At 41.0% G+C, this 14838-nt stretch carries 14 protein-coding genes; 5 read left to right on the top strand and 9 right to left on the bottom strand.

From position 1 onward, the window contains the following. Nucleotides 1–52 precede the first annotated feature (52 nt). The 6 genes from G564_RS0109160 to G564_RS0109135 form a co-directional block, all read right to left on the bottom strand. The gene (locus G564_RS0109160; protein ID WP_029037401.1) at nt 53–664 is read right to left on the bottom strand and encodes a class I SAM-dependent methyltransferase; all 612 of its coding nucleotides are present in this window, start codon (nt 662–664) and stop codon (nt 53–55) included. Between the two features lie 13 nt (nt 665–677). Further along, a complete protein-coding gene (locus G564_RS0109155; protein WP_029037400.1) occupies nt 678–1295 on the bottom strand; it encodes a class I SAM-dependent methyltransferase in 618 nt (205 codons plus the stop codon). Then, nucleotides 1267–2340, bottom strand: coding sequence for an MBL fold metallo-hydrolase (locus G564_RS18965; protein ID WP_051205376.1), 1074 nt, complete (start codon nt 2338–2340; stop codon nt 1267–1269). The genes G564_RS0109155 and G564_RS18965 overlap by 29 nt, the downstream gene beginning before the upstream one ends. A 6-nt stretch (nt 2341–2346) precedes the next feature. Next, nucleotides 2347–2811 (bottom strand): methyltransferase family protein, encoded by a 465-nt coding sequence (locus G564_RS0109145; RefSeq protein WP_037373773.1) that lies wholly within the window; start codon nt 2809–2811, stop codon nt 2347–2349. Nucleotides 2812–2876: 65 nt separating this feature from the next. Next, nucleotides 2877–3674 (bottom strand): sulfite exporter TauE/SafE family protein, encoded by a 798-nt coding sequence (locus G564_RS0109140; RefSeq protein ID WP_029037398.1) that lies wholly within the window; start codon nt 3672–3674, stop codon nt 2877–2879. 66 nt (nt 3675–3740) lie between these two features. Continuing rightward, entirely contained in the window at nt 3741–4376 is a 636-nt protein-coding gene (locus G564_RS0109135; protein WP_029037397.1) for a Crp/Fnr family transcriptional regulator, read from the bottom strand. Nucleotides 4377–4595: 219 nt separating this feature from the next. Between G564_RS0109135 and G564_RS18960 the strand changes: the two genes are divergently transcribed. After that, on the top strand, nt 4596–5414 hold the full coding sequence (locus G564_RS18960; RefSeq protein ID WP_051205375.1) for a TlpA family protein disulfide reductase: 819 nt from the start codon (nt 4596–4598) through the stop codon (nt 5412–5414). 417 nt (nt 5415–5831) lie between these two features. Here the strand turns inward: G564_RS18960 and G564_RS0109120 are convergent, their stop codons facing one another. Beyond that, complete coding sequence (locus G564_RS0109120) at nt 5832–7631, bottom strand: nitronate monooxygenase family protein (protein WP_037373772.1); 1800 nt, start codon at nt 7629–7631, stop codon at nt 5832–5834. 598 nt (nt 7632–8229) lie between these two features. Next, nucleotides 8230–10122, bottom strand: a complete 1893-nt coding sequence (gene serA, locus G564_RS0109110; RefSeq protein ID WP_029037395.1) for a phosphoglycerate dehydrogenase — start codon at nt 10120–10122, stop codon at nt 8230–8232. Nucleotides 10123–10182: 60 nt separating this feature from the next. Between serA and G564_RS20305 the strand changes: the two genes are divergently transcribed. The 4 genes from G564_RS20305 (at nt 10183) to G564_RS18955 (ending at nt 12992) form a co-directional block, all read left to right on the top strand. After that, the gene (locus G564_RS20305) at nt 10183–10359 is read left to right on the top strand and encodes a hypothetical protein (RefSeq protein ID WP_156879210.1); all 177 of its coding nucleotides are present in this window, start codon (nt 10183–10185) and stop codon (nt 10357–10359) included. Nucleotides 10360–10495: 136 nt separating this feature from the next. Next, a complete protein-coding gene (locus G564_RS0109100; RefSeq protein ID WP_029037394.1) occupies nt 10496–10912 on the top strand; it encodes a hypothetical protein in 417 nt (138 codons plus the stop codon). 142 nt (nt 10913–11054) lie between these two features. Next, a complete protein-coding gene (locus G564_RS0109095) occupies nt 11055–12362 on the top strand; it encodes a sulfurtransferase (RefSeq protein ID WP_029037393.1) in 1308 nt (435 codons plus the stop codon). 63 nt (nt 12363–12425) lie between these two features. After that, nucleotides 12426–12992, top strand: coding sequence for a cupin domain-containing protein (locus G564_RS18955; protein WP_037373771.1), 567 nt, complete (start codon nt 12426–12428; stop codon nt 12990–12992). Between the two features lie 372 nt (nt 12993–13364). Here G564_RS18955 and G564_RS0109085 read toward each other — a convergent pair whose 3' ends face one another. Next, nucleotides 13365–14834: an SLC13 family permease gene (locus tag G564_RS0109085; protein WP_029037391.1), complete on the bottom strand. Its 1470-nt coding sequence runs from the start codon at nt 14832–14834 to the stop codon at nt 13365–13367. Nucleotides 14835–14838 lie beyond the last annotated feature (4 nt).

Here is a 14838-nt window from a genome sequence, read left to right as displayed (position 1 = left end):
TTCAGTTACTTCAGGAAATCATCAGTGGTAAACCTGTTTAATTTTCCTATTGTTACCTCTTCTGAGCCACAAATCTTATCACAGCTCCCAGCCCATCATGAAATCTGCCTTCTTTCAACTCTACTTCTGCCTCATATAGTTCCAAAAAATTAAGTTCTCCGAAATCTTTTTTTATCTCCTCCATAGAATATAAAAGAGCATCATCTTTGGGACCACCAACTTCAGGGTTCTTTTCCTGATAGACCTTATGTTTTTTACTGAAGCCTTCAAAAATGATTAGCCCATCTCTACGCAGGTAAGAAATAAGAAGTTCGTGATACCGACTGCGGATGTCGGGCGGAAAGTGCGCATAGATCATTGCTACTGCATCAAATTCATTTTCTTCAAATCCAAGATCCGGCAATTCCCCTATCCGGTAATCCAGCTCTACTTCATGCTTTTGCGCAAGTTTTTCGGCTTTCTTTTTCGCCTCTGTACTTATGTCAAAGGCAGTTACTTTCCAGTCACACTTGGCAGCAAAAACAGCATTTCTACCCTCTCCTTCCGCAGCAAATAATATTTCTCCCGGATCAAATTGAGTAAATCTCGAGTGAAAATACTCATTAGGCACCTCTCCATATACATATTCTTCATTACTGTATCTTTCGTCCCAAAAATCTTTCATCTCTAATTTTTTATTATTCTTTTCGTTGAAAACTACATACTGTAAAATTTTGAGTGTCTCCCGAAGGAGTTGTGTGGTCTACAGTCTTTCCACTTAGCACATTAAATTCCTCCTCAAATAATTTTTGCATTTCTCCTACAGAATACCGCTGCACTTTGAGTCCGCTACAGGTTTCAGGACCTTTATCAGAAAATGTACTCATGATCACAAATCCCCCCGGTTTTACTGCTTCAAATAAAGTGTTTAAGTAATTCTCCTGTTGCACTTTATCTGTCAAAAAGTGGAAAGCAGCCCTGTCATGCCAAAGGTCAAATTTTTTATCAGGCTTAAATTCTGCAGCATCGGCCACGATCCAGGTCACCTGGTCGGCTTTTTCACACATTCGTTCTTTGGCCCTTTCGATGGCATTTTGTGAAATATCCACCACAGTCACATCCTCATAACCTTTTGAAACGAGAAACTCTGCCAAAAAGCTATCCCCTCCTCCTATGTCTATAATAGATGCATCTTTTGCAGGCTTACACTCATCTATCAGGTTCAAAGAGATCTCGGGCATAGGTTCATACCAACTGACTTCTGTGGGTGGTTTTTCGGAATATACTTTATCCCAGTGTTGCTGATTCTCGTTCATATATCTCTATTTTATTTTCAAAAAGCCACCATGACTCCTGATTGTATTCCTCTTTCATATTTACAGCTTCGCCGATCTTTGGCACAAGGTAATTCACACCCGCTGCTCTCGCTGCTGTAATAAATCTTTGAACAGGTTCATTCCATGGATGGTATGATAAAACAAATTTTCCCCAATGCAAAGGGATCACTTTTTTAGCCCCAAGATCAACTGCTGCCTGTACCGTTTGCTCCGGAAACATATGGATCTGGGGCCAGTATTTCCCGTATTGTCCACATTCGAGAAATGCGAGATCAAAACGTCCATACTTATCACCAATTTTCCTGAAGGTTTTGTCATAGCCCGAATCTCCTCCAATAAAGATCTTCAATTCATTTATCTCAAGCACAAAGGAAGACCAGAGGGTTTGAAATCTTTTGATGCTACGTCCTGAAAAATGTCGGGAAGGAGTGGCTGTGATTTTGGTTTTTGTATTCACCTGATGATCTTCCCACCAATCAAGTTCAGTTATTTTGTCATTTTTGACACCCCAGGTTTCCAGGTGCGCGCCCACTCCCAGTGAAGTAACAATACCTGAGACTTTTTTCTCCAGTTTTTTAATACTCTGGTAATCGAGATGATCATAATGGTCATGAGTAAGAATGAGTAGATCTATGGGCGGAAAATCTTCTGCACAATAATGATCGGCCCCGTCAAAAGCTTTCCCAAAGAACCTGAAAGGAGAAGCGTTACCACTAAAAACAGGATCTACAAGGATCCGGTAATTTTCAACCTGAATATAATATGATGAATGGCCAAACCACACCACTTGTATATTCTTTTCATCAAGCTTATAAAGATCTGTCTTTTCATTGGGGATCTCTGCTGATGGTCTTACAGAAGAGGGCCTGAAAATTATCTTTTTGAGTATCCTTAAAATAGAAACATCGTTAGGATTTACTGAAGTTTTCTCCACATTCCTGAAACTTCCATCCCGGTGATGAGGAGAATTTTTAATTCTCTGCAGCCGTTCACCTTCGGGATATTTTCCTAACCTCTTCATCATGGATTTTTAGATTCTTCCACTAAATTTAGGAAAAAATCTGCCTGTATTCTTCCTGTATAATGGATATTCCGGAAAAACCTCTGTAAGCCTCTGCTCTTCATACCTGCTCTTGAAGTATAAAAGTATATATAGCATTAAACTTATCAATAGCTTATATCCTGAACCCAGCCAGAAAGAAATGCCGAACGCCCCAAATAAAATACCTGAATAAATGGGATGACGGGCAAATGCAAATACACCTCCCGTTATAAGTTTGGCTCCCTTTTTAGGACTAGGAAAGGGAGAAAGTTTAGTATTAAGTTGCAGAAATGCCGCCAAAATGAGTATCAGTCCAATTCCCGCAGTGATCAATGCCAGTGATTGTAGGTTGTCAGATAATTCAAACTTCCAGTTTTCAACCTCCAAAAACCAGGTAAAAAACAACAGGAACTGAAGCCCGACAAAAATTTTGTCCTTTTGAGGAACAGCCATAATTCTTAATTAAACAACCGTTTAGAATTAACCAGATCTGTATTCTCTGGTCCAGTGACCAATGATTAGAAAATTTCTTTCCAAAAGATATAAATTCCCATAAGCAACACAAACCATCCGAAGCCTTTCTTGAGTTTCTTCCCGTCAAGGAAACGGTTAAGATAGATTCCCAGAAAAATGCCCGCTACAGAGATAAGGGTGAAGATAAGAAGAAAAGCCCAGTCAATTTCCATGTTCTGTACATCTCCTATAAATCCTATAAGAGATTTTACTGCTATGATCACCAGAGAGGTCGCTACGGCTCGTTTCATTGGTAGTTTAGCCATTAGCACCAGCGCCGGTATAATAAGAAATCCTCCACCGGCTCCTACAATTCCTGTTAGAACTCCAACTATACCTCCTTCAAGAATTATAAAGAGATAATTGTATTTTACTTTTTTGGGCTGTGCATCCTTTTCTGCCGGTTCCAGGATCATGGAAACCGAAGCCAATATCATGATAAAAGCGAAGAACAGCATGATCCCAATGTCTTTGGTAATAATGATATCCCCAATGCTCATAATTGTTTCGGGAATTGCCGGAACAAGAAATTTCCTGGTAAGATAAACCGCAATAAATGCCGGAATTGAAAACACCACGGCTGTACGAATATCTACTCTTTTTTTCTGAAAATTCTTAATAGAACCTATAAGTGAGGAAGTACCAACAACAAACAGCGAATAGGCCGTTGCTGTTACAGGATTTATGGAAAGTAAATAAACCAGAACAGGTACCGTAAGAATTGAACCACCTCCCCCAATAAGCCCAAGAACCACTCCTATAAAAAGTGCTCCAAGGTACCCGAGAAATTCAGTGATTTCCATAATGCGTTGAATTCAGCAGTAAAATCCGGTTTTTGCACTTTGCTGTACCGTAAAAATTTAGAGCTATTAAAGATTCAGAACCTTTATACTGTTTCGTTGCAATTCGATCTTTCCCTCCATCTCCAGCTTTTTAACCAAACGGGAAACTACTACCCTCGAAGTATGAAGATCATACGCGATTTCCTGATGAGTCACCTGTACCTGCTCATTCCTGTTGATCTTCGCTTTGTCCTGCAGGTAGCGCATAATTCTCTCATCCATATGTAAAAACGCAATTGTATCAATCGTTTCCAGCATTTCTGAAAGTCGGGTGTGATAGCTTTCAAAAACGAAGTTGCGCCAGGACTTGAACCGTGATGTCCACTCCTCCATTTTTTCTATGGGAATCATGATGAGCGTCGTATCTTTTTCTGCTATGGCCCTGATTTCGCTTCTCGTTTGGCCCAGGCAACAGGAAAGTGTCATAGCACAGGTATCCCCCCGCTCAAGAAAATACAACAGCAATTCATCCCCATCTTTATCTTCGCGAAGGATTTTTATCGCCCCTTCGAGCAACAGAGGCATGCTCTTCACATATTCCCCGATTTCGATGATCTTTTCTCCGGCGCTTACCTCTCTCAATTTTCCGAATTTCACAATTTCCTGCAATAATTCCTCTTCAAAAATGAAGTGATACGCTTCTTTCAGTTCTTTCTCAAGCATTATTTTACTTTTTTGGATGTAAATTTAAAATAATTCAAAGGATTTCAGGATTCTATTTTCAGCAAGAAATTCTCTCCGGTAAAACATGGAGATCACTCCTGCGGAAGATTCTCGCGTCTTCATTACTTCGGAAGCTTTCTCGTACAACAGAAGCAGCAGCCACAACATTTATTTTTTGCAGATTACCTATCTTTAGCAACAATTTTAATCAGCTGAAGTTTGAAACCTTTTTTACACTCATCACTCCTATTCCTCTTTTCCCTTTTTGTGCTTTCCTGTGGGGAAAACGAAAAGATATCTGAAACAGAGCTTACGTTCTCTAACATACATTCCGACCAGGCTAAATGGTGGCGGTATCATAAAACGAACATCGATCTCTCATCTGAATTTACTGCACGGGGAGAAGAAGGAGATACCCTCTCCAAAAAGGCCTTTTTTGAAGCCCTTTTAACAGGGGACTATATAGCTCTAAAGCTCAAATCCAACGCATCAGAAAATAAGTATAAGCTTTTCAGACTTCAGGAAGACAGTGATGACGATATCAGTTATACGATCATGGCCGACACCTATCCCTATTATAAACATTTTATGATGGAAGGAAAGGAATTCCCGGATTTTGAATTTACAGATCTTCAGGGAAGAAAAGTTTCCAAAGAACTGGCAAAAGGCAAAACTCTGGCAGTTAAGACCTGGTTCATAAGGTGTAAGCCCTGTATTGAAGAAATGCCTCAACTCAACCGGCTGGTGGAGGAATATGAGAACAGGGATGATGTGCTTTTTTTAAGCCTTTCCCTTGATCCAAAAGAAGAACTTGAGACTTTCCTTTCCACAAGAGAATTTAAATATCCCGTAATCGCTAATCAGAAAGCATTTATTGAAGATACCCTCGGCTTCACCATTTATCCCACCCATATTATTGTGGAGCCTTCAGGAAAGATCAGGAAAGTAGTCAATACCGCCCCCGAAATGATCGCAGCCTTAAAAAACACCGCTGTAGATGTGCCCGATTACAAGGATGCTCCGCCTCCGCTTGATTAGTGATCAGTGGTCAGTGGTCAGAAAAAAGTTTGCAGTGCGCAGTGATTAGTAGGCAGCAAGGGTTTAGCGATCAGTGGTCAGTGGTCTGTACCTCCCCCGCTAAAACAGCAGGATTACTGCGGAATATGACTGTAGAAGATTTTGTGCGGACAGCAAAAAAAGCCCCAGCGGGGCGCAATATTAATAGCCCGGGGTTTTAACCCCGGGTTTAAAGAACCACCTGACAAGAGCCCTGTAAGGGCGACACATATCCATCAGATTATTTGTTTAGTCATATGATAGTGATTAGTAGGCAGTAAGGGTTCAGTGTTCATTGATCATCCCTTTAACCTGAAAACTGAAACCTGGAACTTTGTACCTTGAACTTTGAACAAAAAAATAACGCCTCAAAAATGTCATTTTTGAGGCGTATTTTTTTTACCTGTTGGCCAGGCTCGATTTAACCTGCATCACTGTCTGTTCCATCTTTGTAAGTCCCTGTTCAAAAGCATCTTTCTTTTTTACCAGTTCCTTCTCCAGAAGAACTTTGTAATGCGAAACCCCTTCCAGCAGATTGTCACAAAAGGACATCCAACCTTTGATATCCCTCGGAGCCGGATTAAAAGTATTTCTGATCTCTTCTTTAATATAATCCACGTACAACTCCATTTCCCTGACAAACATATGAGGTCTTCCGGATTTTTGCGGGAGTTCTCCGCGACCGTAAATATGGTCTGTCATCTCCTGCAGACTGGCTACCTTACTAAAGTTGACGATGTTTGGTCCCGGACAGATAGTTACTGCATCCAGTTTTTCCACCACCGGAACATTATAATTTAAGGAGGCAGAATTACTAAGTCCTATACAAAGACACTCTTTGCTAAGGAGATCATCGACCTGCAAATCATATTCAGCCTTGGGCAAATCGGCCTTTTCCAATTGTTCAAGCTTCAGTTTCTGGTACTTTCTTGATGCTGTACAAATAGGTTCTTTTGTGAATTCTGTATTTGAAATCAGGTACTTCTCAGTACAGGGGCTTCCGGGTTTTCCCTTTTTTATACGTTGCTGTCGTTCCTCATCGGCCGTAGTGTTTTTTAAATAGTTGAACCGTACTCCCAGCGGAGAGGCTTTACTAAGCACCACGTCCTTTTCTTCACTTTTGCTAAGCAGCTCGAGGGTTTTTGCGTCTACCGTAGTCGCCTCCGGACATAGAAGAAAAGGCGTTCCCCAGCCGGTACCGGAAACATTGTAGTATCCCATGAGCAACTGCTGTTCTTCGGCATTTCCTATGCCGCCCTGCACAGTGATATTCACAGGGTGTGGTTCATCAAAACCTTTTTCTCCCCTTGCAATAATTGCCGGATTGTAAAGGCTGAACAGCTCTTTTCTTAACTCCTCTTTCTTAATCCTGAATTCTTCCAGGATTGGTCCCAGCAATAAACCCTGAGTAGCAAACGCATGTCCGCCGCAATTGAGACCTGATTCTATCCTGAATTCACTCACCCAGATGCCTTTTTTGGCAAGATATTTTCCCTGGATAAGAGCAGATCTGTAATCACTTACTTTGATGATCACCTTCTTTTTAAATTCTCCCCAGGCGGTAGCGTCAAAATCCCTGAAGTTTTCCAGGTAGTTATATAACCTCGGATTCATTCCGGCAGAAAAAATAACAGCCGAATTATCAAGATCACTTTCCGCATAGGCTTTTAAAGCTCCAAGCGCATCAGACCCATCAGGAATTATTTCCCCTGCCTTGTCTTTGTTATTCTTGTCGACTTTGGTCATGATGTTCACCTCTATGGCTCCAGGGTGCACATGCTTCCGCAGAAAACTTTCCAGCTCTGCCTTGGCTTCTCCATGAGCCTGCAGGAACTGATAATATTTTTCCTTGAGTCTGCTTTCATCCGGCAACATTTCGAAATATTTTACAATTTCCGAACCGGTTTCAAATGCCGAACTTTTTAGATCCTCCAGTTTTTGATGGACATTCTTTTGAACAAGGTTCAGGTAATCTGTAATCCGGCGCACCCTGTAATTGGGCTCATGTTTTTCAATGGGAATATATTCTTCCTCATTTTGTTGGTAGTAGTGTTTCCTCATCATTTCTATCAGGTTGTCTTCAATGATAGAAATAGCCGAATTGATCCCGTAAGCAGCAACTTTGATTGGGCTGTCAATAGTAAAAGCCAAACCCATTACGGGAATATGAAAAGAGTGTGGCGAAAGATTATATGTCATACTGATGATTTTTAAAGGCAAAACCTCAAAGATGCATTTCCTTCCGCAGCTAAAATATGATTTGGATCAGGTTTGAAAATTAGTATTGAGTACTGAGTACTGAGTATTGAGTATTGAGTATTGAGTATTAGATATGAGATGTGAGATTTTAGTTTGGCTATGGGCTATCCTAATGCATACCGGGGATCAGCAGAAATTAGCGTGATCAGCGGGAAATTTTTTAAAATTCAAATTACAAGCACCAAATCCCAATCTGAAAATGGTGAGTACGGTAAACGGTATCAGTAAATCAAATTTAACCGCAACCCGCTCTCCAGTTGGCAGTAAGCAGTAATTAGTAGGCAGTAATGGTTAAGTGGTCAGAAAAACAGAAGACCGGAACTTTGAATCCTAAATTTGGAACCGCTGAAGCCAACCCGCAAACACGTAACCCGCTCTCCAGTTGGCAGTAAGCAGTAATTAGTAGGCAGTAATGGTTAAGTGGTCCGTGGTCAGTGGTCAGAAAAACAGAAGACTGGAACTTTGAATCTTAAATTTGGAACCACAGAAGCCAAACCTTGAACCCTGAACCTTGAACCCCGAACCTTGAACCTTGAACTTAATAAAGTACCCTAAACCTTATCGTTCCTTCAATATCTTTCATTTCCTCAATGACTTCTTCATTGTAAGCTTTATCAATATCGGTGATCACATAACCTATGACCTCATTTGTTTTAAGGTATTGACCTACAATGTTACAGTCATGATCTGAAAGCACATTATTTATGTGTGCTATAATTCCCGGTTTATTGTGATGAATATGAATAAGTCTGTGGGCATTTTCTAAAATTGGAAGCTGTAAATTCGGAAAGTTCACACTGTTGGTGGTGCTTCCGGTGTTGATATATTGAATTATTTTCCCTGGAACAAAATTTCCGATATTGACCTGAGCCTCCTCTGTGCTTCCGCCAATATGTGGCGTTAAAATGACATTTTTGAGACCCTTTAATTCAGACTGAAATTCTTCATCGTTTGTTTTAGGTTCTTTTGGAAAGACATCCACTCCGGCACCACTAATCCTTCCACTTTCCAAATGTTTCCGAAGCGCCTGAAGGTCTACAACATGTCCGCGACTAAGATTGACAAAAACAGAACCTTCCTTCATAAGCTCAAGCTCCTTCTCTCCGATGAGATTGTGGTTTTCCTTACGACCGTCAACATGTAGCGTAACTATATCAGAAATCTTTAAAAGCTCTTCCAAACTGTTACATTTAGTGGCATTTCCCAAAGCCAGCTTTTCCATAAGATCGTAATAGTAAACATCAAAACCGATAGCTTCGGCGACTACAGAGAGTTGGGCGCCAATATTTCCGTAGCCCACAATTCCCAGTTTTTTACCGCGGATCTCCCTACTACCGGAAGCCGATTTGTTCCAGGTACCGGCATGCATCTCGGCAATCCTGTCCGGCAGACCGCGCATAAGCAAAATGATCTCGCCTATTGCCAGTTCAACTACAGAGCGGGTATTACTAAAGGGCGCATTAAAAACTGCAATTCCTCTTTTTAAGCACTCATCTAGATCTATCTGATTGGTTCCTATGCAAAAAGCACCCACCGCAATAAGCCGGTTAGCATTTTGTAATACTTTTTGAGTAACCTGTGTTTTAGAACGGATCCCCAATACCGATACGTCCTTAATTTTTTCTGCCAACTCCTCCTCATCCAAAGCTCCCGAGATGGTAGTAACATTATAACCTTCATTCTTCATGATCTTCACAGCATCCTCATGCACATTCTCCAGAAGCAGAACTTTAATACGGTTTTTAGGATAGGAAATAGCTTTATTCATTTTGTGCAGGTATAAGAATTCATCAAGACTGGGAGTGATATGGTCGGCTTTATCAAGAACATTTCCCCGCTCTACGTTTTCTGTAAAAGCATAAAATTTATTAGCGAGTCCGGCAGCCTTTATTTCGTAATCGGTATACCCGTCACCAATAACATATACATCTCCCTGTAGATCCAGCCTTTTAAGCATTTCCACCTTTCCGTTGTTGGATGACAGTACATTTTCTTTATCAAAATCCTTTAAATTTCCCGAGGGATCGGGTCGGAAGGTGTTGGCAAAAACATTTTCTTCCTTTATTCCAAACTCCCTGACTATTGGAACAATAAATTCTTTAAAACCATTCGAAATAATATAGATGTTCTCGTGATTTTCTTCAAAAAATTCCCGGTTTCTTATAAAACTAATAGAGACCTTACTTCTAAGCCTATCAACCAGCTTTGGCAAATGATGTTCTTCAGCATTTAGCAGGGCGAGGCGTTGCTCCAGGGACTCCCTGAAGGAAAGATCACCGGCCATCCCGCTGTTGGTGAGATCGGATAATTTTTGAAGTCGCTTATCCTTCTCCTGGTGTCCTTCAAGAGAGATCTCTCCCAGGATATCAAGAGCCTCCACCTGTGTAAAAGTACTGTCGAAATCTATAACAAAATGCCTGTTGTTCTTCATGCTGAAAGTGTTGAAATCTACCCAAAACTAAGCTTTTTAGGATACACTTGAAAAGCATATTTGAAAAGACTAAAAGAATTCACACATCTGGAATTAAATGCTTCGAATATTGGATATTTCCTAATATTTATGGGTGAAAACAATTTATTAAAAAGAATTCCTGCCCAGTTTCTTAAAGCCTGTAACGAAATTCACTCTTCTCCTACTAATCCTATACAACATGAAATGAACAATTAGGCAACTGGAGAAAAATTATTAGTGTTCCAGTTACCGGATTATTTATAAGAAAAGGGATTCACAGAAGTTTCAGTTGCTGGAGAATAAGATTTTTTTCTGTTTTAAACCATTTCCAATTAAACCATTCTTATAGCATATGAAACTTAAGACACTGCTGCCCTTATTAATTATACTTTTTTCCTTCACTGCCTGTGATAATTTCTTAGGAAGCAGATTATTTGGAAGAACCATTGAACCGGAGTTTAGTATTAAAGAGGAAAATTTAAAGAGCAGAATAGCCTCGATCCTCCCTTCAGAAGAAATAAATATTACCACCTCCAAATCATTAAAAAAAACCGAATTTAATACCTTGCATATAGAAATTTTACGCCCCGGAACTTTCCCCTTAAATAGTTATTCTTTTGTGGGTCTGGCCCAAAACATACATAGGATCGTAATAACGAGTATCAGCAATATAAATCAATTCCAAAAAATGGAAATTGTGGTTCGTCACAGTGTTGAGGAAAATGGAATCAGTTTTGAAAGATCTTATAAAAAGGAAATAGATATTTAAGGAAACTATTTAGACTCCTGCAAGATTTAGGAATTTCTTAAGTCAGCAACTTCTTCAGAAAAAGTGAAATTTAATATCTTCGGAAAAACAGGATTTTAAAGGAATAGAACCACACCCCTTCTTCCGCCGAAATATTTAGAAAATGACACAATTCAGAGAAGTAACTACCCTCGAACTTATTGATAAACAAAATAAAGGAGCGCGAATAATTGATGTTAGACCCGTAGATGCTTATAATGGCTGGAAATTACACAATGAAACGCGCGGCGGACATATAAAGGGCGCTAAGTCTCTTCCGGTAAAATGGACCGGGTATATGGACTGGATCGAGATCGTTAGACACAAAGAAATTGATCCTTCCGAAGAAATAATTATCTACGGTTACACTCCTGAAGAGGCCGAAAAAGTAGCTGAAAATTTCCAAAAGGCAGACTATCCAAAAATAGCAGTTTACAACAACTTTTTGGAGGAATGGGTTAGAGATAGAACCCTGCCCATGGAGTATCTTCCCAAATACCGGCAACTGGTTTCAGCTGCCTGGATGAAAAAACTGATAGCAGGCGAAAATCCGGCAGAATATGATAACGATAATTTTGTGGTGGTACATGCCCACTATAGAAATCGCGATGCTTATTTAAGCGGTCACATTCCCGGGGCAGTAGATATGGACACTAATGCGCTGGAGTCACCGGAAACATGGAACCGCCGTTCTCCGGAAGAGTTAAAAAAGGCACTTGAAGCTCACGGGATCACGGCAGATACTACCGTTGTACTCTACGGTAAATTTATGTTTCCCGATAACGATGATGAATTCCCCGGAAGCGCTGCCGGCGACATAGGTGCCATTCGCAATGCTTTTATAATGATGTATGCCGGTGTAAAGGACGTAAGAGTGCTAAATGGTGGTTTCCAGTCCTGGGAAGATGCGGGTTTTGAAGTTAGTAAAGAAGATGTGCCAAAAAAACCTGTGGAGGACTTTGGAGCACAAATTCCCGCCCGTCCCGATCTGGCTGTTGATGTTCCACAGGCAAAAGAAATGATCGCCGCAAAGGATGCCGAACTGGTGTGCGTGCGTAGTTATCCTGAATATATTGGGGAAGTTAGCGGTTATAATTATATAGAAGCCAAAGGAAGAATACCCGGAGCTATTTTTGCCGATTGTGGCAGTGACGCATACCATATGGAAAACTACAGGAACGTTGACCACACCACCCGGGAATTTCATGAAGTAATAGAGAACTGGAAACAGAACGGTATTACACCAGATAAGCATTTAGCTTTCTACTGTGGTACAGGATGGCGTGGCAGTGAAGCCTGGTTTAATGCCTGGCTTTTAGGTTGGCCTCATGTTTCGGTATATGACGGCGGCTGGTTTGAGTGGAGCAACGATCCAAATAATCCCTTTGAAACAGGAGTGCCCGAAGAAAGTATTAGATCTGAAATCTCCTAAGCTTAAATTTTTTAAGCAGCTCAGGTTCTTCGGAAGTCAAGGTAAATAATCTAAAAAATAAATATGAAAACCCCGGCTCGTTTCAACATCATTGAGAAAATTTTTGCCTTTACACTTTTGCCACTTGTGCTATTAACTTCCTGTAACGGAAATCCTGACCGGGAAACTTCTGACCCTGCCATCCAGGATCGTCGTCTTAATGAAGTTCCGGAAACCCTGCAGACAGAGGCAGAGCCTTTTACCGTAAATATTGAACAGGCAACTATAGATAATGACCATTACCGGGAAGTGAGGTGGACAGGAGAATTCATGCAGTTGGTCTTTATGTCCTTAGGTCCCGGTGAGGAGATAGAGATGGAAGTTCATGATGATATCGACCAGTTCATTCGAATAGAAGAAGGGCAGGCACAGGTGCGTATGGGTAAAGACCGCGACAATTTCACCTTTGATCAAAAAGTAGAAGATGATTGGGCGGTTATTATTCCTGCGGGATATTATCATCACGTGAAAAATATCGGAGAAAATCCTCTGAAGATCTATACCCTCTATGCTCCCGGAGAGCATCCTGAAGAAACGATCCACACAACATATGAAGAGGCTCGTGAATATGAAGAAGCCAAAGGACATTGATCATTAGTCATCAGTGGTCGGTCTGAACCCGTTTAAAAGTGGGACTACCAGGCAAAATGACTTTTAATAATTTTCATTGATTTATCTTCCAAAAGTGAACGACATGAGTTAGCCCAAGCGGGGCGCAATATTATTAGGCCGGGTAATCAGCAAGCTTGCATTACACAGTGAGGAATAAGCCCAGCGGGGCGCAATATCATTAGCCCGCGGTTTCAACCCCGGGTTTAAAAAGAACCACCTGACAAGAGCCCCGTAGGGGCGACACATAAACATTGGTAATTTATTTAGTTATATGATAGAATGACCTTGCCTGAATAAGGTTACCAAATCAAATTTAAGATCATAATATTATCCATCGTCCTTTTCACAGGCTTACTGAAAAACCTGAGGTATTTCATCTACAGTTATTCCCCATAGAACAGGTAACATGAAATAAATTATAAGAGTGATAAGAAGAATGGAAAAAATATTCATCCAGATCCCCGTCCTCACCATGTCTTTTATTTTAAGTTGACCAGACCCGAACACTACTGCATTAGGCGGCGTAGCTACCGGCAACATAAAAGCACAGGAGGCAGCCAGGGTTGCTGCCACCATTAAATAGAAAGGATGAATATTCATTGCTACTGCCATAGGAGCCAATATTGGCAGCAGCATTGCAGTTGTCGCCAGATTTGAAGTTATTTCGGTTAAAAAATTCACTGATGCTACCAGGACCAGTACCAGCAGGATGAGCGGAAGATTCTTAAGGTCTGTAAGTTGCTCCCCTATCCACACCGCCAGACCGGTATCTCCAAAAGCTTTTGCCAGAGCCATTCCTCCTCCAAACAGGATAATTATTCCCCATGGAATATTTACTGCATCCTCCCAAACCAGGATTCTTCCCCCATTCTTCCCCGATGGCAGCAGGAACAATAAGATCCCGGCCGTAATTGCTATAATAGTATCATCGATTAAAGGAATTAGAGGCTGTAGAAGGAAAGAACGGGTAATCCAGGCAAGGGCGGTAAATATAAAGACTATAAGAACAATCTTTTCCTGCCGGCTCGTATTGCCCAAACCTTTAAGAAGGCGAGAGATCTCTCCTTTCCCACCGGGGAGCTTCATTCCCTTGAAATCAAAAGCAAAATTTGTCAAATATTTCCAACAAAGAAAGAGTAAGAACACAGAAATTGGGAGCCCCAGCTTAAACCATTGAAAAAATGTTATCTCTATCCCGTAAATCTTTTCTACTATCCCTGCAAAAACAAGGTTTGGAGGAGTACCAATTAGAGTGGCAATACCACCAATGGAAGCGCTGTAGGCAATTGCCAGCATGAGGGATTTTCCAAAATATTTAGTTTCATTTTTCTCGGTATCGGGATTGTCCTTCATCTGGCTGATGATGGCCGCTCCTATGGGCAACATCATTACAGAAGTGGCCGTATTGGAGATCCACATGGAGAGAAAAGCAGTTGCCACCATGAAGCCGAGGATGATCAATTTAAGATTGGTTCCTATAAGGCTTATTATATTAAGTGCAATACGACGATGTAATTCCCACTTTTCTATAGCAATGGCCAGCAGAAAACCTCCCAGGTAAAGAAAGACAAATTTATCTCCATAAGCTGCGGTAGTGTCCGCTATGGGCAAAGCCCCCGTGAGAGGAAAAAGTACAATAGGCAGTAAGGCAGTGACTGCAATAGGCACAGCCTCGGTAACCCACCATAAAGCCATCCAAAGTGTTACACAAAGTACATCCCATGCTGGCGGCGGCATGGATTGAGGATGACCTGCAATCTGGAGCAGAAAGAACAGCAACGGCCCCAGGAAAATCACAAGTGTTTTAAAAGAGATCTTCATTCGC

It is taken from the genome of Salinimicrobium xinjiangense DSM 19287 (genome assembly GCF_000423585.1).
Taxonomy (GTDB): domain Bacteria; phylum Bacteroidota; class Bacteroidia; order Flavobacteriales; family Flavobacteriaceae; genus Salinimicrobium; species Salinimicrobium xinjiangense.
This window is presented reverse-complemented; position numbering and strand designations above follow the sequence as displayed.